Origin of the sequence: Microbacterium sp., assembly GCF_031178445.1 — a bacterium.
Lineage (GTDB): Bacteria > Actinomycetota > Actinomycetes > Actinomycetales > Microbacteriaceae > Microbacterium.
In genome coordinates this window covers 1-16,678 of the sequence record NZ_JAPSIY010000014.1, presented here as the reverse complement: position 1 = coordinate 16,678, position 16,678 = coordinate 1, and the positions used below count along the sequence as shown (strand labels likewise).

Here is a 16,678-nt window from a genome sequence, read left to right as displayed (position 1 = left end):
TCAGGCGAAACGCCCATTCTAATCGGCTGCCGCTGAGCGGCCGGTGCTCACCGGGCGTCCAGTGGGTGACGCATAGACTCGACGGGTGGTGATACATCGCAGCTCGGCGACCCGCGCCGTGATCTCCCGCTCAGCCCTCGCGTCGAGCGCGAAGGAGGCGGTGGCGGCCGGCGGCGGAATCGCGGACCTCCGTCGCGATGCTTACGGGCATGGGCTGCTGACCGTCGCCCGCGCGGTGCTCGGAGCGGGCGTGAGCGGCGTCCTCGTCGACGGCGAGGAGCAGCAGCGGCTGCTCGAAGCGCACGGACTGCGCGCGACCGTCAGCGAGGAGCCCGACATCGATCCGGGTCTGCTGTACGGGTTGCCCGACGAGAGCGTGCCGGATCGCATCCCGGTGATGCGGCTCGCGGGGCGGGTCATGTCACTCAAGCGGCTGCATCGCGGAGAAGCGGTCTCGTACGGATACACGCACCGTGCCGAGTCCGACACGACGATCGCACTCGTGACCGGCGGTTACGCCCAGGCAGTGGTGCGGGCGCTCGGCAATCGCGCTCATGTCGAGGTGCAGGGCGAACTGCATCCGATCGTGGGGCGCGTGGCGATGGATGTCTGCGTCGTCGACCTGCAGGATCCGGGGGCGATGTCCTCCGACGCTGCGCCGATCGGCGCTGAGACGACGTTCTTCGGTGGCAAGGGGCCGGCGCGCCATGCGCTCGGGGAGTGGATCGCGTCGACCGGACTCACGGCGGCAGAGCTCGTGTGCGCCGCCGGCCTGCGTGCGAGCCACGTGGAGGAGGAATGATGAGCGCGCGCCTGGACATCTCGACCGAGGCGTTCCTCGGCAACCTCCGCGCCGTCACGGAACGGACGGCGCCTGCCGAGCTGATGCTCGTGACCAAGGATGACGCGTACGGGCACGGCCTCGAATGGGCCGTGCCCGCAGCACTCTCGGCCGGCGTGGAATGGATCGGCTCGTACGACGTGGCATCCGCGCTGCGCGTGCGTGCCATCGCCCCGCATGCGCGGATCTTCGCCTGGGCGACCTCGTCAGGCGCGGAGGCGGCCGAGGCGATCGAAGCCGACCTCGATCTCGGTGTCGGCACGGCTGAGTACCTTCGCCTCATCGTCTCCGAGGCCGAGCGCCTGAAGCACCGGGCCCGCGTGCACCTCAAGATCGACACGGGCCTGCACCGCAACGGACTGCGCCCGGAGGAGTGGGCCGATGCCGTCGCCACCGCCCGTCGTGCCGAGGAGGCCGGCGTGCTGCGCGTCACCGGGGTGTGGAGCCATCTCGCCGAGGCGAGCGACGCCGAGGACGACGAGGCGCAGCGCGGATTCCTCGCCGCGGTCGACGAGCTGCGCGACGCAGGCGGTACGCCGCGACAGCTGCACCTCACAGCGTCCGCGGCGTCCTGGTGGCGGCCGGAGCTGCGGGGAACGCTGTGCCGGATCGGTGCCTTCTGCTACGGCATCCGCTCAGCTGACGGTTCGGATCTCGAGGGGATCCGCCCGGTGGCCAGTCTGTCGGCGGACGTCGTCGACGTCCGGGAGGACGTCGTGCGCATCGGCATCGGCGCGCTCGACGGCCTGCCGTCGATCCTGACCGGCGCGACCATCGGGAACGGGGCGCGCATCCGCCGGGTGGATGGCACCTGGACGGAACTCGAATGCTGGCAGGGAGCGCGACGCGGCGAGGCGGTCGAGGTGTTCGGCGCAGGCGCGGTGAGCGCGACCGATCTTGCTGAGCGCATCGACACCGTCGGCGAGGAGATCCTCACTCGGGTGTCGCCGCTGGTGCCGCGCCGATACGCGTGACGCCCAGGGCCTCGGCCCCGGGCGTCTGCTCGCAGTGCTTGTCTCTCAGACGGCTTCGATGAGACGTGCGGTCTCGTCGTGCCAGCTGGTGGCGACCGCGCGCAGCTTCTCCTCGTACTTGCGCCCGTGGTGAGCGCAGAACAGCAGCTCCGAGCCGTTCACCTCGGCGGCGATGTAAGCCTGCGCCCCACAGGAGTCGCATCGGTCCATGGCGGTGAGGCGGTACTCGACGGTCTCGCGTTCAGTCGTAGCGTTCATCTCGGTGCCTCCTCGGTGATCGAGTTCGTTGCTCAATACAACCACGGCACGCCTGTGCGCATGCCCGGTGTGCGGCGTGTTTCGCTGTGCGCGTACGCGATCGGAGTCCTGCGGAGCGCGCGGGGAGTGTCGCGGAGGTCTATGCCGGGACGCGGAATAGAATCAGACATTGTGACCGCCGAGTATTCCGCCCATCATCTCCAGGTGCTCGAAGGGCTCGAAGCGGTCCGCAAGCGCCCAGGCATGTACATCGGCTCGAACGGATCGCCGGGGCTCATGCACTGCCTCTGGGAGATCATCGACAACTCCGTCGACGAGGCTGTCGCCGGCAACGGCTCGAAGATCGACATCGTGCTGCACGCGGACGGCAGCGTGGAGGTGCGCGACCGCGGCCGCGGCGTGCCGGTGGATGTGGAGCCGCGCACGGGGCTCACCGGCGTCGAGGTGGTCTACACCAAGCTGCATGCCGGCGGAAAGTTCGGAGGCGGGTCGTATGCGGCGTCCGGCGGCCTGCACGGCGTGGGGGCGTCCGTCGTGAACGCGCTCTCCGAGCGTCTCGACGTCGAGGTCGACCGCGGTGGCAAGACCTACGCGATGTCGTTCCATCGGGGTGAGCCGGGCGTGTTCGCCGACAAGGGCGAGCCTCGGCCTGACGCTCCCTTCACTCCTTTCGAGGAGCGCAGCGAGCTTCGCGTGGTGGGCAAGGTCGCCAAGGGCGTCACCGGCACGCGCGTGCGCTACTGGGCCGACCGGCAGATCTTCACCAGGGACGCAGCCTTCCAGCTTCCCGACCTCGAGACGCGAGCGCGCCAGACCGCCTTCCTCGTCCCAGGTCTCGAGCTGGTCATCCGCGACGAGCGCCACGAGGCGCACAACGAGACCTCATTCCACTACGAGGGCGGCATCGCGGAGTTCGTCGAGTATCTCGCCACGGACGCCCCTGTCACCGACACATGGCGGCTTCAGGGCAGCGGAACCTTCACCGAGACGGTCCCCGTTCTGCAGCCGGACGGGCACATGAAGGCCACCGAGGTCGAGCGCGAGTGCACCGTCGACATCGCACTGCGCTGGGGCACCGGATACGACACGACCACGCGCTCCTTCGTCAACATCATCGCCACACCCAAGGGCGGCACGCATCAGCAGGGCTTCGAGCAGGAGCTGCTGAAGACGCTGCGCGGGCAGGTCGAGCAGAACGCGCGCCGACTGAAGGTCGGCAACGACAAGCTCGAGAAGGACGACGTCCTCGCCGGCCTCACGGCCGTGCTCAACGTCACCGTGCCCGAGCCGCAGTTCGAGGGCCAGACCAAAGAGGTACTGGGCACTCCTGCGGTACGCGCCATCGTGGCCAAGGTCGTGCGCCAGGAACTCGCGCAGCGCTTCACGTCGACGAAGCGCGACGACAAGAACCAGGCCTCGATGCTGCTCGACAAGGTCGTCTCCGAGATGAAGGCCCGCGTCTCGGCGCGGGCCCACAAGGAGACCCAGCGTCGCAAGAACGCCCTCGAGTCCTCCTCGCTGCCGGCCAAGCTGGTCGACTGCCGCTCCAATGACGTCTCGCACAGCGAGCTCTTCATCGTCGAGGGCGATTCCGCGCTCGGAACAGCCAAGAACGCCCGCAACAGCGAGTATCAGGCGCTGCTGCCCATCCGGGGCAAGATCCTCAACGTGCAGAAGGCGTCGGTGAGCGACATGCTCTCGAACGCGGAGTGCGCCTCGATCATCCAGGTGATCGGCGCCGGCTCAGGTCGCTCCTTCGATCTCTCCGCCGCGCGCTACGGCAAGGTGATCCTGATGAGCGACGCGGATGTCGACGGCGCGCACATTCGCACGCTGCTGCTGACGTTGTTCTACCGGTACATGAGACCGCTGATCGAGGACGGCAGGGTGTTCGCCGCGGTGCCGCCGCTGCACCGGGTGATCGTCGTCAACCCGGGCTCGAAGCCCAACGAGACCATCTACACGTACAGCGAGCAGGAGCTGCACACACTGTTGACGAAGCTGCGCAAGCAGAGTCGCCGCTGGCACGAGCCGATCCAGCGCTACAAGGGCCTCGGCGAGATGGATGCAGAGCAGCTGGCCACCACGACGATGGATCGCTCCGGGCGTCTGCTGCGCCGAGTGCGCATGGAGGACGCCGAGGCTGCGGGTCGCGTGTTCGAGCTGCTGATGGGCAACGAGGTGGCTCCGCGCCGCGAGTTCATCGTCGAGTCTGCCGACCGCCTCTCTCGCGAGTCCATCGACGCGTAGCACCTCTCTCACCCAGGTACTCCGGCACCGGGCGGTGCTGTCATCGATCCGTACCAGCACCTCTGTGCGTGGCGGGCTCCCGACAACGCCGTACTTACGCCTGGCTAGTAACCGCTTTCTACGCTATGGTTCCGCACCGCTTGCATTGATCGCCAATTTCAGGGAAATTGTGCGGAACTGGTTGCCAACTTTGATAGAAAGCGCTTTCGTTAACTCGCGCGGCTATTGCCGCGGAAACGACCGAGAGGAAGTCTCATGAGTGAAAACCAGACGACCGCCCCCGCCGCTGTGGGCGGCATCGGTGCGCGCGCCATGACGGCGTCGTTCACCCGCCGGACCGCGCTGGGGGTGATGGCGACCGTCGCAGGAGGCATGCTGGTGCCCTGGTCCGCGATGTCCGCCGCCGCCGTCGACAGCAGCGGTGCGCAGAGCCGAGAGCTGTACTTCCGAGCGCTGCCCGATTCGCACCACGGCCAACCCGGTGTGCACGAGGGCGAGGAGATCCGGCTGCAGATCGCCCTCTGCAACACGAACCTTCAGTCCACGGGCTTCTATCTCCCGGCGAACACACCACTGCAGATCCAGGTGCAGGAGCTCACGGCGCCCAACGCGACGCTGGTCGTGGGCGCACCCGACAGCGACGCCCGACCGGAGTTCAAGAAGCCCCGCGAGTATGCGCTCTCCGCCGGGAAGAACACCATCACCGACGCCGGGGGCGGCGTCCTGTACTTCAAAGTCATCGGCGACGCCGGTCACGTCCGGGCGGTCATCACCGGAGACGCGCAGCGCATGCCGTACTTCATCCACGGCCGCACGGGGGAATCGCAGTTCCAGACCCAGCTCGACGAGTGGCTCACACCCTACGTGGAGTTCGTCAGCGCGCATGCGATCGTCACCGTCGAGCGCGCCTCGGCATTGAAGTTCCGCACCGAGGACCACGCGGCGCTGATGGACACCTTCGAGGACATCATCGCGATCGAGGACGCCACATCGGGCTACGACGGCTCCGCGCCGGAACACGCACGGCAGGCCCATCCGTATCACTTCGTCGGGTTCCCGAATGCGATCACCGGTGTCGGCGCGTACGCGACGCACGGCCACATGTCGTTCCCTCCTCCCATCCAAGACCGCCTGCTCACTGTGGAGGGCGTGCGGATGCGGGGCTGGGGTCTCTATCACGAGCTCGGCCACCAGCATCAGCAGATGGTCTACAAGCCCACCTCGCTGACCGAGGTCACCGTGAACGTCTACTCCCTCGCGGTCAACGCCGCCTTCGCGGTGAAGTACGGTCAGATGCCGCGCCTGTTCACCCCCGACGCCAAGACCGGCGTCACGCCGTGGGACAGCGCGATCCCCAAGATCGGCACGCCCGGAGCGGTCTATGGCAAGACTTTCGACGCGTACGAGCGTCTCGTGATGTTCGAACAGCTGCGGCTCGGCTTCCCCGGCTTCTGGCCGAGGCTGCACAAGATGGTGCGTACCGAGCGCCCGTGGAAGGGTGACTGGGCCGACGAAGCCTACCGGCTGCGGATGCTGGTGATCTGGTTCAGCAAAGCCGCCGGCGCAGACCTGAGCGAGTACTTCCTGAAATGGGGCTTCGTCGTCGACGACGAAGCGCGTGCGCAGATCGCGGCCGCTGGGCTGACGCCGCCGTCGTTCGACCCGTCGGAGATCCGCGACGACGCGCAGCGCGATCTCGCCGAGCGTCTGCAGTCGTGAGTCATCGAGGGCACCGCATCGACACCGGCTGTCGGTGCGGTGCCCTCGCGACGTCTCTGTCCCTCACCAGCTGAGTCTTCAGCGGCGACGGTCCCACCGTCGCGTCGCGCACTGGCGGTCAGGTGCCGAGCGCTGAGCCCACGGAGCCGACCACCGCGTCGAGCGGCTGCCCGGACGCATCCCGCTTCGCTCCCGGCGCAGGCAGGGTCCGGGCAGCGCCGTCGGGACCGACCGCCCTGAGCTCGGACGGACCCGCCCATGCCAGGCGAAGCCGGTCCTCTCCCTTCAGCAGGGAATGCGCGCGCACGCCGCCGGTGGCCCTTCCCTTGCCGGGGAACTCGCCGAACGACGACACCTTTGCACGGCCTGCATCCGTTCCCGCGATGATGCCCTCGGCGCCGGACACCGTCACGACCACGGCATCCGCCGGATCGTGCACCGCCGTGAACGAGATCACCTCGGCGCCCGCGCCCAGCTTCATACCCGCCATTCCTCCCGCCGGTGCGCCCTGCGGACGCACCGCGGCGGCGGGGAAGTGCAGCAGCTGGGCGTCAGAGGTGACGAACACCAGTTCTGCCGAGTCAGGCGCAGCGGCCGCACCGATGACGACGTCGCCCGGCTTCATACCGATGATCTCCACCTCCGGCCGCACCGGCAGGCCGGAGGGAACGACGCGCTTGACGACGCCACCCTTCGTGCCGAGCGCAAGCGGGGTGTCGTCATCGAACCGGATCAGGCCGAGGATGCGCTCGCTCTTGTCGAGCAGACCGACGTAATCGCGCAGCGCAACACCTGCGGCCAGGTGCACGGAGGCCGGAGGCATGGACGGCAGATCCACGGGGGAGAAGCGCAGTACACGCCCGGTCGAGGTCACGGCACCGATCTCGGCGCGGGCCGTCGTGGCGAGCGTCGTCAGGATCGCATCGTGCTTGCTTCGGCGCGTGACGGCAGGGATCTCCTGGCCGTCCGCCAGGTCCACCCGCACCGCACGTCCAGTGGTCGAAAGCACGACCAGGGTGGGGGAATCGGCGATCTGCAGGTCGACCGCACCCTTCGACGCCCGGGGCTTGGGGGGCGCGGCGTTGAGCAGCATGGTGCGACGTGGCGTGCCGTAGGCCTCGGCCGCGGCGTCCAGTTCGCGGATCACCTGAGCCCGAAGCAGGGCGTCGCTTTCGAGCAGCTCCTTCAGCTCGGCGATCTCGGCCAGCAGCTTGTCCCGTTCGGCTTCGAGCTCGATGCGCGAGAACTTCGTCAGCCTGCGCAGTCGCAGCTCGAGGATGTACTCAGCCTGCGGGTCGGAGAGGTCGAACACCGCGCGCAGCCTGCTGCGCGCCGCCTCCGCGTCGTCCGACGAGCGGATCACCTGGATGACCTCGTCGATGTCGAGGATCGCGATCAGCAGGCCCTCGACGAGGTGCAGGCGCTCTTCGCGCCTGGCGAGCCGGTAGCGACTGCGGCGCGTGATCACCTCGAGGCGATGCTTCACATACACCGAAAGCAGTTCCTTGAGCCCGAGGGTGCGCGGCTGACCGTCGACGAGCGCGACGTTGTTTATGTTGAACGAGTCCTCGAGGGGGGTGAGTCGGTAGAGCTGCTCGAGCACGGCGTTGGGATCGAAGCCGGTCTTGACGCCGATCTGGATGCGCAGACCGTGGTTGCGGTCTGTCAGGTCGGTGACGTCGCTGATGCCCTGCAGCTTCTTCGCCTGAACGGCGTCGCGGATCTTCTCGATGAGACGCTCGGGCCCGATCGTGTAGGGAAGCTCGGTGACCACGATGCCGGTGCGGCGGGGGCCGAGCGGCTCGATGGACACCTTGCCGCGCACCTTGAGTGCGCCGCGGCCGGTCGCGTAGGCGTCCTTCACGCCGTCGAGGCCCATCAGGATGCCTCCGGACGGGAAGTCCGGGCCTGGCACGAACTCCATCAGCTCCTCTGTGGTGGCGTCCGGGTTCTCGAGAAGGTGCGAGGCTGCGGCGATCACCTCGATGAGGTTGTGCGGGGCCATGCTCGTCGCCATGCCCACAGCGATCCCGCTCGCGCCGTTGACGAGCAGGTTCGGGAAGGCGGCAGGCAGCACGGACGGCTGCTGGAACTGACCGTCGTAGTTGGGGATGAAGTCCACGACGTCCTCGTCGAGGCTCTCCGTCATGGCGATGGACGGCGCCGCCAGGCGCGCCTCGGTGTAGCGGGAGGCCGCCGGTCCGTCATCCAGGGAGCCGAAGTTGCCGTGTCCGTCGACCAGGGGCACGCGCAGTGAGAAGTCCTGGGCGAGCCGCACCAGGGCGTCATAGATGGCCGAATCGCCGTGCGGATGCAGCTTTCCCATCACCTCGCCGACGACGCGCGCGCTCTTCACGTGCCCTCGGTCCGGACGCAGGCCCATCTCCGCCATCTGGAAGAGGATGCGTCGCTGGACCGGCTTCAGGCCGTCGCGGGCGTCGGGCAGGGCTCGGGAGTAGATCACCGAGTACGCGTACTCGAGAAAGGATCCCTGCATCTCCTCGGAGAGGTCGATGTCCTGGATGTTCTCCTGAACGGGCTCGGACGTATCGGTACGCGGCATGGACTTCCTGCAGGGCGCTCGGGACGGACTCGCATCGGCACTCGCGCGCCGTGCGTCGGGATGCCTGTGAAAGACTGACCCGGATGTCACTCATGCTACCGTCCAGCCCCGATACGACGCGGAGCATCGCCGGGGTGGCGCCACAGCTGCTCGCAGCCTTGCGAGGCGGGACGGATGCTCTTCCGGCGGCCCGGTCGGCCGTGCTCGCGGTCGTGGACGGTCTCGGCGTCATACCGCTGCGGGCCCACGCCGGACATGCGCGCACGCTTGCCGCCGCGATGGCAAGGAAGGACGTCATCGGCTCGGCGTTTCCGACGACGACCGCAGCCGCGCTGACCACGCTGCTCACCGGCGTCACACCCGGGCTGCATGGGCTCGTCGGCTATCGGGTTCTCGATCCGCACCGCGACGTGCTCGTGAATCAGCTCTCGGAGTGGGACAAGCTCGGCCTCGATCCCATGGCGTGGCAGCCGTCGCCGACAGTGTTCGAGCAGTTCGCGGCCGCCGGCGGCCGCGCATTCGCCGTCGGCATCCCCGCGTATGCAGGCAGCGGGTTCAGTCGCGCGACGCTTCGCGGCGCCGAGTTCCGGGCTGCGACGTCTCCGGCCGAGCGGGTGGAGCTGGCGTGGGATCTGGCGGATGCCCACGACGGCGCGCTCGTCTACTGCTACCTGCCCGAGGTCGACAAGGCGGGGCACAAGCACGGAATCGACTCGGGGGAGTGGGCGGCGGCGCTGGAGGACATCGACGCCGCGCTGTCGCGCCGGGTGCCGGACGGCGTCGGCGTGCTCGTCACCGCGGATCATGGCATGGTGGATGTGCCGCCGCAGCGGCAGCTGGTGCTCGACGGCGCGGGTGGATGGCACGACGGGGTGCGTCACATCGGCGGCGAGCCGCGGATGCTGCACGTGTACCTGGAGTCCGACGCCGATCCGACTCCGATCGCGCAGCGCTGGCGCAGGGATCTGGAGGGCTTCGCGGACGTGCTCAGTCGCACGGAGGCGATCGACGCAGGGCTTTTCGGGTCCGGGGTGACGGATGCCGCGCGCGAACGCATGGGGGACCTGCTCGCCATCGCCCGATCCAACTTCGCGCTTTACGACGGTGACGACGAGGATCAGCGCGGCCGCGGCATGATCGGGCAGCACGGCGCGCTCACCCCGGAGGAGTGGCGAGTACCGCTCATCCGTCTCGGCGCGTTCCGGCGTTAAACATCTGCTGATGCGGGCGGGGCGCCCGGTCGAAGCGAGTCACTCGTCGGTGCGCGCGCCGAACACGATCTCGTCCCACGACGGCATCGAGTTGCGGCGCTTGCGGCGACCACCGCCGACCTCAGCCGGCTCCGATCGCGGTGCCGGCTCTGGCTCGGGTGTCGGCTCCTCGTCTGCGACGGCATCGAACAAGGCGATCGGCGACTCCGCGTCGCGCTCGTCCTCGAACAGCGGTGCCGACTCGCGCTGACCACGCCGGCGGCGCAGGGCCTCGAGCAGATCGGCCGTCTCGGCGCTGGTGCGGCTCTCCTCGGGTGCATGCCGCGCAGCGGCGTCCTGCACGGCCGCGCTCGCCCGCTCCGGAAGCTGGGGCTCTTCGTCCTGCGAGCCGGGCTGGGGGAGCAGGCGTGGCCCGAATGCCCCGGAGTCGAATCGGCTGTCGTCCTTGTACGGTGAGACCCGCTCGGAGTCCACCGCGCGGAGGCGGGGGATGAGGCCCTCCGGAAGCGACCCCTGCCGCGAGAGCTGCGTGGCGTCGGCGTTCGAGGGCGTCAGCGTGCTGCGTCGAGGGTCGAAGCTCCAGCGCGCGTCATGGGCCACGTCGTTCGCGGTGAACTCGAGCTTGACGGTCCAGCCGGAGTCGTCCTTCCAGCTCGCCCAGCGCTCGTCGGTGGCCTGCAGGTCTGCCAGCTTGGCGCGCACGGCGGTGCCGAATGTGGGCTGCGCGTCTGGCTCGACCTCGCTGCCGATGAGCACCGGCACGGCGAGGGCCTGATCGACGATGTGCTCACGCTCGGCGAGCACGGGTCCTTCGAAACGCGCCACGTCGGCCTCGCTCACACCCAGCAGCGCGGCGACCTCTGCCGCCGACAGCCCGGCGCGGATCTGCGCCTGGATGTCGCGCGGGCTCGCCGCCAGCCGGGTCGCGGAGGGTTCGGCATCACGGGTCGCCCGACGGATCTCGCGGTGCAGCACGTCGTCGATGGGAAGCGCGAAGCGCTGACCCGACTCCGTGGCGAGGACGAGAACTCCCGCTTCTGTTCCGACGATGGTGACGTTTTCCATGCGAATGCCCCTCTGGATGGGTGTGTGTTCATGGTGTCACGAGCATCCGTGAGCGGCCGGGAATACCGTGGGCGTGCCGCGAGTTTCCCAGAGCGCGTCCCCCGGTATTTGCGAAATGCCCACGGGTCGTGCAAACTATGGCCGCCGCTCACCCGAAAACGGCGCTTCCCCCAGACACCACTCGTACCACGGAAGTGGAGATTCACCGCATGGCAACCGACTACGACGCACCTCGTAAGAGCGAAGACGACTCCGAGTCGATCGAAGCACTCAAGGAGCGTGTGCCGAGCACCCAGTCCGGCTCCGGCGACGTCGAGGACTCGGACAACCCCACGGGGTTCGAGCTCCCCGGTGCGGACCTGTCCGATGTGGAGCTCGACGTCGTCGTGCTCCCCGCCCAGCAGGACGAGTTCACCTGCATGAGCTGCTTCCTGGTGAAGCACCGCTCGCAGCTCGACCACGAGGGCGCTGACGGCCCCATCTGCAAGGAGTGCGCCGCCTGACGCACCCGAAGACGTCCGCGCCCCGGCCTCGAGCCGGGGCGCGTTCTGCGTTCAGGGGCGCTCTGGACGCTCGCTGCGCCTGGCGGTCATGATCGCCGCGAGAAGCCGATCGGGGGTCCGCGTCGAGATGGTCCAGCTGCTCACCGGGTCGTCGGGATCGTCGATCGGGACGATCACGATCCCGTCGATCCCGCCCCGGATCAGGTGCCACCCGTCCCGGGCGATGTCGCGGGTGCGCCTCGCCATCGCCTCCTCGCCGGTGAATGCCTGCGGCTCGCCGAGCCAGTGCGCGTCGATGTGGGCGCGGCCCGCGTACAGAGTCGTCTCCGTCACGCGGACTGTGGGGGAGGCGATGATGCTCAGCGTCACGAGCAGCAGCGAGACCAGCGCTCCGATGATGAGGGCGATCGTGGCGCCGACGGGCGTGAACACGAGTGCGGCCATGGGCCCGGCGAGGGCGATGGTCACCAGCATCCACAGGCCGGGTGCGAGCCGCTCCCGGTAGATCTCCCGCGTGCCGCGGTGTTCGTTCTGCACTAGCCTCATGGGGTGACTCATTCCGTTGCCGTCCCGATCATCGCAGCCACCGTGCCAGCCTATGCGCACCCGGGAGATGCCGGTGCCGATCTGGTGGCGGCCGAAGCCGTGCGGCTCGAACCCGGCGAGCGGGCGCTCGTCGGCACCGGCGTGCGCATCGCGCTACCGGAGGGGTACGCGGCTTTCGTCGTGCCACGCAGTGGCCTCGCGGCGAAGCACGGCATCACCGTCGTCAACTCGCCTGGCACGGTCGACGCGGGATACCGCGGCGAGATCAAGGTGTGCCTGCTGAACACCGACAGCCGCGAAGCGTACGATGTGGCGGTCGGCGACCGGATCGCCCAGCTGATCGTGATGCCCGTCGTCCAGGCGGAGTTCGAGCAGATGACTGAGCTGCCCGACAGCGTCCGGGGGGACGGCGGGTTCGGGTCGACCGGATACACCCAGGGAAAGAGCGAATGACTGAAGAGATCGAACCGACGCTGAAGTCGGCGCCTGCCGACCGCGCGACGGCGGGACCGTTCGACGATGCCGAGGCGAACCCCGTCCGCCCCTACATCGACCTCGGAGGCATCAAGGTGCTTCCGCGCGACGGACTGAACCTGCGTCTCGAGGTTGAGGAGCAGACCAAGCGCATCGTCGCGGTCGGGCTGGACTACGCCTCCTCCTCCCTTCAGGTGCAGCCGTTCGCCGCACCACGCTCGCGCGGCCTGTGGGACGAGACCCGCGTGCAGCTGCGCGACCAGATCCGCGCTCAGGGCGGCCGCGTCGAGGAACGCGACGGCCCTCTGGGTAAGGAGCTTCTCGCCGAGGTCCCCGCCACGGCCGCCGAGGGATCCGGAATGCGCCTCGCCCGCTTCGTCGGCGTCGACGGCCCGCGCTGGTTCCTGCGAGGAGTGATCGGCGGCGAGGCCGCGTCCGACCCGACGGCGGCAGAGCAGGTCGAGGACCTGTTCCGCTCCATCGTCGTCGTGCGGGGCGGATCGCCGATGCCGCCGCGCGACCTCATCCCCCTCAAGATGCCTGCCACCCCGGGCGCGGCGTGACGGCTCAGCCCGACGAGCGCGACCGTGCTTCCCGGGAGACGGAACCCGCGCCCGAGTCGTCTGCGGCCGATCTCCTCGGCGCCGCTCTCGGAGGCGCTGCGCGACGGGCCGGGCTGGACCCGGACGGCGACGGGAGCACGCACAAGGTCGTCTGGACGGCGATGGGCGGGTGGCGCGGCATCCTGGAATCGGTTCTGCCCAGCCTGGCGTTCGTGGTGCTGTTCACGCTGCGTCCCGAGCCGCTGGTCCTCTCGCTCGGCGTGTCCGTCGGTCTGGCGGCGGTCTTCACGCTCGTGCGGCTCGCGCAGAGATCGGCACCCTCCGCGGCACTGGGCGGACTGGTCGCCGCAGGCGTGGCAGCCGCTCTGGCGCTGTGGACCGGACGAGGCGCTGACAACTTCGTGCCGGGTCTGATCACCAACGCGCTGTACGGCACCGGCATGATCGTCTCGGCACTGGTCGGGTGGTCTCTGATCGGGCTCGCCGCGGGCTTCCTGATGGGGGAGGGCACCGCCTGGCGCGCCGACCGGCGCAAACGGAGGACGTTCTTCTGGCTCGGCATCGCCTGGGGCGCGCTGTTCCTGGCGCGGCTGGCCGTGCAGCTGCCCCTGTATCTCACCGATCAGGTCACGCTGCTCGGCACGCTCAAGCTGATCATGGGCCTGCCGCTGTTCGCGCCGATGGTGGCCGTCACGTGGCTCGTGGTGCGCGCGCTCTACCCCCGATCGGAATGATCCCGAGCGTCCGTCGCTTCTGGTAGATTTATCTCGACATCAAGATAAATTTCACGCTACCGCCGACGTGGTGGACGTCGCAGACTGGTAAGGCGAGCCTTGCTAGCCTCGGGGCTTCGTCGGCGAGCAAGATGGAATCGCCTGTCGCTTCCATCCGAGCAGAAGGAGACGGATTCGTGTCCACGGTGAACAGCTTCGGTGCCAAGAGCACCCTGACGGTCGGCAGCACCGACTACGAGATCTTCCGCGTCGACACGGTCGCCGGCCACGAGAAGCTTCCCTTCAGCCTGAAGGTGCTGCTCGAGAACCTGCTGCGCACCGAGGACGGCGCGAACGTGACCAAGGCGCAGATCGAGGCGCTGGGTTCCTGGGACCCCTCCGCTGACCCCGACACCGAGATCCAGTTCACGCCCGCGCGCGTCGTGATGCAGGACTTCACCGGCGTGCCCTGCATCGTCGACCTCGCCACCATGCGCGAGGCGGTCACTGCGCTGGGCGGTGACCCCAATAAGATCAACCCGCTCTCGCCCGCCGAGATGGTGATCGACCACTCCGTCATCGCCGATCTGTTCGGCCGCCCCGACGCGATCGAGCGCAACGTCGAGATCGAGTACCAGCGCAACGGCGAGCGCTACCAGTTCCTGCGCTGGGGGCAGACTGCTTTCGACGACTTCAAGGTCGTGCCCCCCGGCACCGGCATCGTGCACCAGGTGAACATCGAGCACCTCGCCAAGGTGATCTACGACCGCACGGTCGACGGCGTGCTCCGCGCCTACCCCGACACCTGTGTCGGCACCGACTCGCACACCACCATGGTCAACGGCCTGGGTGTGCTCGGATGGGGCGTCGGCGGCATCGAGGCCGAGGCGGCCATGCTCGGCCAGCCCGTGTCGATGCTGATCCCGCGCGTGGTCGGCTTCAAGCTCACCGGCGAGATCCCCGCCGGTGTCACGGCGACCGATGTCGTGCTCACCATCACCGACATGCTGCGCCAGCACGGCGTTGTCGGCAAGTTCGTCGAGTTCTACGGCGCGGGCGTGGCCTCGGTGCCGCTGGCCAACCGTGCCACCATCGGCAACATGTCGCCGGAGTTCGGCTCCACGGCCGCGATCTTCCCGATCGATGACGTCACCCTCGAGTACCTGCGCCTCACGGGGCGTGAGGAGCAGGCGGTCTCCCTCGTCGAGCAGTATGCGAAGGCGCAGGGCCTGTGGCACGACCCGGATAAGGAGCCCTCCTTCTCCGAGTACATGGAGCTCGATCTCTCGACCGTCGTGCCGTCGATCGCTGGTCCCAAGCGCCCGCAGGACCGCATCCTCCTCTCGGAGGCGAAGCAGCAGTTCGAGAAGGACATCGTCAGCTACGCGACCGCATCCACCAGCGACGACATCGTCGACCTGGAATCGAAGCACTCCTTCCCGGCATCCGACCCCGGCACCGTGCCCGGTGAGGAGGAGCCGAACACGCGTCCGGTGCACATCAACAGCGGTGCCCCGGCGAACGCCTCGAAGCCGGTTCCGGTGACCACGCCGTCGGGCGAGAAGTACATCCTCGACAACGGGGCGGTCACGCTCGCCGCCATCACCTCGTGCACCAACACGTCGAACCCCTCGGTGATGATCGCCGCCGGGCTGCTCGCCCGAAAGGCGCGCGAGAAGGGCCTCAAGCAGAAGCCCTGGGTGAAGACGACGCTCGGACCCGGCTCGAAGGTCGTCACCGACTACTACGAGAAGTCCGGCCTCGACAAGGATCTCGAGGGTCTCGGCTTCTTCACGGTCGGCTACGGCTGCACGATCTGCATCGGAAACTCCGGCCCGCTGATCGATGAGGTCTCGGCCGCGATCAACGACCACGACCTCGCTGTCACCGCCGTGCTCTCGGGCAACCGCAACTTCGAGGGCCGTATCAGCCCCGATGTGAAGATGAACTACCTCGCCAGCCCGCCGCTGGTGGTCGCCTACGCGCTGGCCGGGTCGATGCACTTCGACTTCGAGAACGACGCGCTGGGCCAGGACGCCGACGGCAACGACGTGTTCCTGAAGGACATCTGGCCTGCGCCCGAAGAGGTGCAGGAGATCATCGACACGTCGATCTCGCGCGACCAGTTCATCAAGCAGTACGCCACCGTTTTCGACGGCGACGAGCGCTGGAAGAACCTTCCGACCCCGACGGGCCCCATCTTCGAGTGGGACGACGAGTCGACCTACGTCCGCAAGGCCCCGTACTTCGACGGCATGGAGATCACTCCCGCGCCGGTGAAGGACATCACGGGTGCGCGCGTCCTCGCTACGCTGGGCGACTCGGTCACGACCGACCACATCTCGCCCGCGGGCAACATCAAGGCCGGCACCCCGGCCGCGCAGTACCTCACCGAGCACGGCGTGGCGCAGAAGGACTTCAACTCGTACGGCTCGCGCCGTGGAAACCACGAGGTGATGATCCGCGGAACGTTCGCGAACATCCGCCTGAAGAACGCGCTGGTGAAGGCGGTCAACGACGGTCAGCAGGTCGAGGGCGGCTACACCCGTGACTTCACTCAGGCCGGCGGCCCTCAGGCGTACATCTACGACGCCTCGCAGAACTACCAGGACCAGGGCATCCCGCTCGTGATCTTCGGCGGCAAGGAGTACGGCTCCGGCTCGTCTCGCGACTGGGCGGCGAAGGGCACGAACCTGCTGGGCGTCAAGGCGGTCATCACCGAGAGCTTCGAGCGCATCCACCGGTCGAACCTGATCGGCATGGGCGTCGTCCCGCTGCAGTTCCCCGCGGGGGAGTCGTGGGAGTCGCTGGGTCTCGACGGCACGGAGATCGTCTCGATCGAGGGGCTCGAGCAGCTCAACGAGGGCGTGACGCCCAAGACCGTCAAGGTCACTGCGACCCCGAGCGAGTTCTCGGCCGAGGGCAAGCAGATCATCGAGTTCGATGCGGTCGTCCGCATCGACACCCCCGGTGAGGCCGACTACTACCGCAACGGCGG

General features: G+C 68.3%; 14 protein-coding genes. 10 read left to right on the top strand and 4 right to left on the bottom strand.

What is annotated here, in order from left to right:
• Window positions 1–85: 85 nt before the first annotated feature.
• Complete coding sequence (locus RIN43_RS15350) at window positions 86–802, top strand: alanine racemase C-terminal domain-containing protein (RefSeq protein ID WP_309129798.1); 717 nt, start codon at window positions 86–88, stop codon at window positions 800–802.
• Window positions 802–1,815 (top strand): alanine racemase, encoded by a 1,014-nt coding sequence (locus RIN43_RS15345; protein ID WP_309129797.1) that lies wholly within the window; start codon window positions 802–804, stop codon window positions 1,813–1,815. The genes RIN43_RS15350 and RIN43_RS15345 overlap by 1 nt, the downstream gene beginning before the upstream one ends.
• Window positions 1,816–1,860: 45 nt before the next feature.
• Here the strand turns inward: RIN43_RS15345 and RIN43_RS15340 are convergent, their stop codons facing one another.
• Window positions 1,861–2,073 (bottom strand): hypothetical protein, encoded by a 213-nt coding sequence (locus RIN43_RS15340; RefSeq protein WP_309129796.1) that lies wholly within the window; start codon window positions 2,071–2,073, stop codon window positions 1,861–1,863.
• A 171-nt stretch (window positions 2,074–2,244) separates the two neighbouring features.
• Here RIN43_RS15340 and RIN43_RS15335 point away from each other — a divergent pair, with 171 nt between their 5' ends.
• Together RIN43_RS15335 and RIN43_RS15330 are read left to right on the top strand one after the other, a co-directional pair.
• The gene (locus RIN43_RS15335; protein ID WP_309129795.1) at window positions 2,245–4,323 is read left to right on the top strand and encodes a DNA topoisomerase IV subunit B; all 2,079 of its coding nucleotides are present in this window, start codon (window positions 2,245–2,247) and stop codon (window positions 4,321–4,323) included.
• A gap of 255 nt (window positions 4,324–4,578) precedes the next feature.
• Window positions 4,579–6,042: a M60 family metallopeptidase gene (locus RIN43_RS15330; protein ID WP_309129794.1), complete on the top strand. Its 1,464-nt coding sequence runs from the start codon at window positions 4,579–4,581 to the stop codon at window positions 6,040–6,042.
• Window positions 6,043–6,160: 118 nt separating this feature from the next.
• On the opposite strand, the gene RIN43_RS15325 is transcribed toward RIN43_RS15330, so the two are convergent.
• The gene (locus tag RIN43_RS15325; RefSeq protein WP_309129793.1) at window positions 6,161–8,605 is read right to left on the bottom strand and encodes a DNA topoisomerase IV subunit A; all 2,445 of its coding nucleotides are present in this window, start codon (window positions 8,603–8,605) and stop codon (window positions 6,161–6,163) included.
• An 83-nt stretch (window positions 8,606–8,688) separates the two neighbouring features.
• Here RIN43_RS15325 and RIN43_RS15320 point away from each other — a divergent pair, with 83 nt between their 5' ends.
• Window positions 8,689–9,816 carry an alkaline phosphatase family protein gene (locus tag RIN43_RS15320; protein ID WP_309129792.1) on the top strand — a complete coding sequence of 376 codons (1,128 nt, stop codon included), beginning with the start codon at window positions 8,689–8,691 and terminating at the stop codon, window positions 9,814–9,816.
• A 39-nt stretch (window positions 9,817–9,855) separates the two neighbouring features.
• Here the strand turns inward: RIN43_RS15320 and sepH are convergent, their stop codons facing one another.
• A complete protein-coding gene (gene sepH, locus RIN43_RS15315; protein ID WP_309129791.1) occupies window positions 9,856–10,881 on the bottom strand; it encodes a septation protein SepH in 1,026 nt (341 codons plus the stop codon).
• A 209-nt stretch (window positions 10,882–11,090) separates the two neighbouring features.
• Here sepH and RIN43_RS15310 point away from each other — a divergent pair, with 209 nt between their 5' ends.
• Window positions 11,091–11,384 carry a DUF4193 domain-containing protein gene (locus RIN43_RS15310; RefSeq protein ID WP_309129790.1) on the top strand — a complete coding sequence of 98 codons (294 nt, stop codon included), beginning with the start codon at window positions 11,091–11,093 and terminating at the stop codon, window positions 11,382–11,384.
• Between the two features lie 51 nt (window positions 11,385–11,435).
• Here the strand turns inward: RIN43_RS15310 and RIN43_RS15305 are convergent, their stop codons facing one another.
• The gene (locus RIN43_RS15305; protein ID WP_309129789.1) at window positions 11,436–11,930 is read right to left on the bottom strand and encodes a DUF3093 domain-containing protein; all 495 of its coding nucleotides are present in this window, start codon (window positions 11,928–11,930) and stop codon (window positions 11,436–11,438) included.
• Window positions 11,931–11,933: 3 nt separating this feature from the next.
• Between RIN43_RS15305 and dut the strand changes: the two genes are divergently transcribed.
• The 4 genes from dut to RIN43_RS15285 form a co-directional block, all read left to right on the top strand.
• Window positions 11,934–12,383, top strand: coding sequence for a dUTP diphosphatase (gene dut / locus RIN43_RS15300; RefSeq protein ID WP_309129788.1), 450 nt, complete (start codon window positions 11,934–11,936; stop codon window positions 12,381–12,383).
• Window positions 12,380–12,967, top strand: coding sequence for a DUF3710 domain-containing protein (locus tag RIN43_RS15295; protein WP_309129787.1), 588 nt, complete (start codon window positions 12,380–12,382; stop codon window positions 12,965–12,967). Before dut ends, RIN43_RS15295 begins: the two co-directional genes overlap by 4 nt.
• Entirely contained in the window at window positions 12,964–13,701 is a 738-nt protein-coding gene (locus tag RIN43_RS15290) for a DUF3159 domain-containing protein (RefSeq protein WP_309129786.1), read from the top strand. Before RIN43_RS15295 ends, RIN43_RS15290 begins: the two co-directional genes overlap by 4 nt.
• A 131-nt stretch (window positions 13,702–13,832) precedes the next feature.
• The coding region (locus tag RIN43_RS15285) for an aconitate hydratase (protein ID WP_309129785.1) at window positions 13,833–16,678 on the top strand (2,846 nt) is incomplete at its 3' end.

What these genes read in the sequence shown, in the direction of transcription:
- RIN43_RS15345 (WP_309129797.1), top strand. Translation starts at nt 802, where the DNA reads ATGAGCGCGCGCCTGGACATCTCGACCGAGGCGTTCCTCGGCAACCTC.
- RIN43_RS15340 (WP_309129796.1), bottom strand. Translation starts at nt 2,073, where the DNA reads ATGAACGCTACGACTGAACGCGAGACCGTCGAGTACCGCCTCACCGCC.
- RIN43_RS15330 (WP_309129794.1), top strand. Translation starts at nt 4,579, where the DNA reads ATGAGTGAAAACCAGACGACCGCCCCCGCCGCTGTGGGCGGCATCGGT.
- RIN43_RS15325 (WP_309129793.1), bottom strand. Translation starts at nt 8,605, where the DNA reads ATGCCGCGTACCGATACGTCCGAGCCCGTTCAGGAGAACATCCAGGAC.
- RIN43_RS15320 (WP_309129792.1), top strand. Translation starts at nt 8,689, where the DNA reads ATGTCACTCATGCTACCGTCCAGCCCCGATACGACGCGGAGCATCGCC.
- sepH (WP_309129791.1), bottom strand. Translation starts at nt 10,881, where the DNA reads ATGGAAAACGTCACCATCGTCGGAACAGAAGCGGGAGTTCTCGTCCTC.
- RIN43_RS15310 (WP_309129790.1), top strand. Translation starts at nt 11,091, where the DNA reads ATGGCAACCGACTACGACGCACCTCGTAAGAGCGAAGACGACTCCGAG.
- RIN43_RS15305 (WP_309129789.1), bottom strand. Translation starts at nt 11,930, where the DNA reads ATGAGGCTAGTGCAGAACGAACACCGCGGCACGCGGGAGATCTACCGG.
- RIN43_RS15295 (WP_309129787.1), top strand. Translation starts at nt 12,380, where the DNA reads ATGACTGAAGAGATCGAACCGACGCTGAAGTCGGCGCCTGCCGACCGC.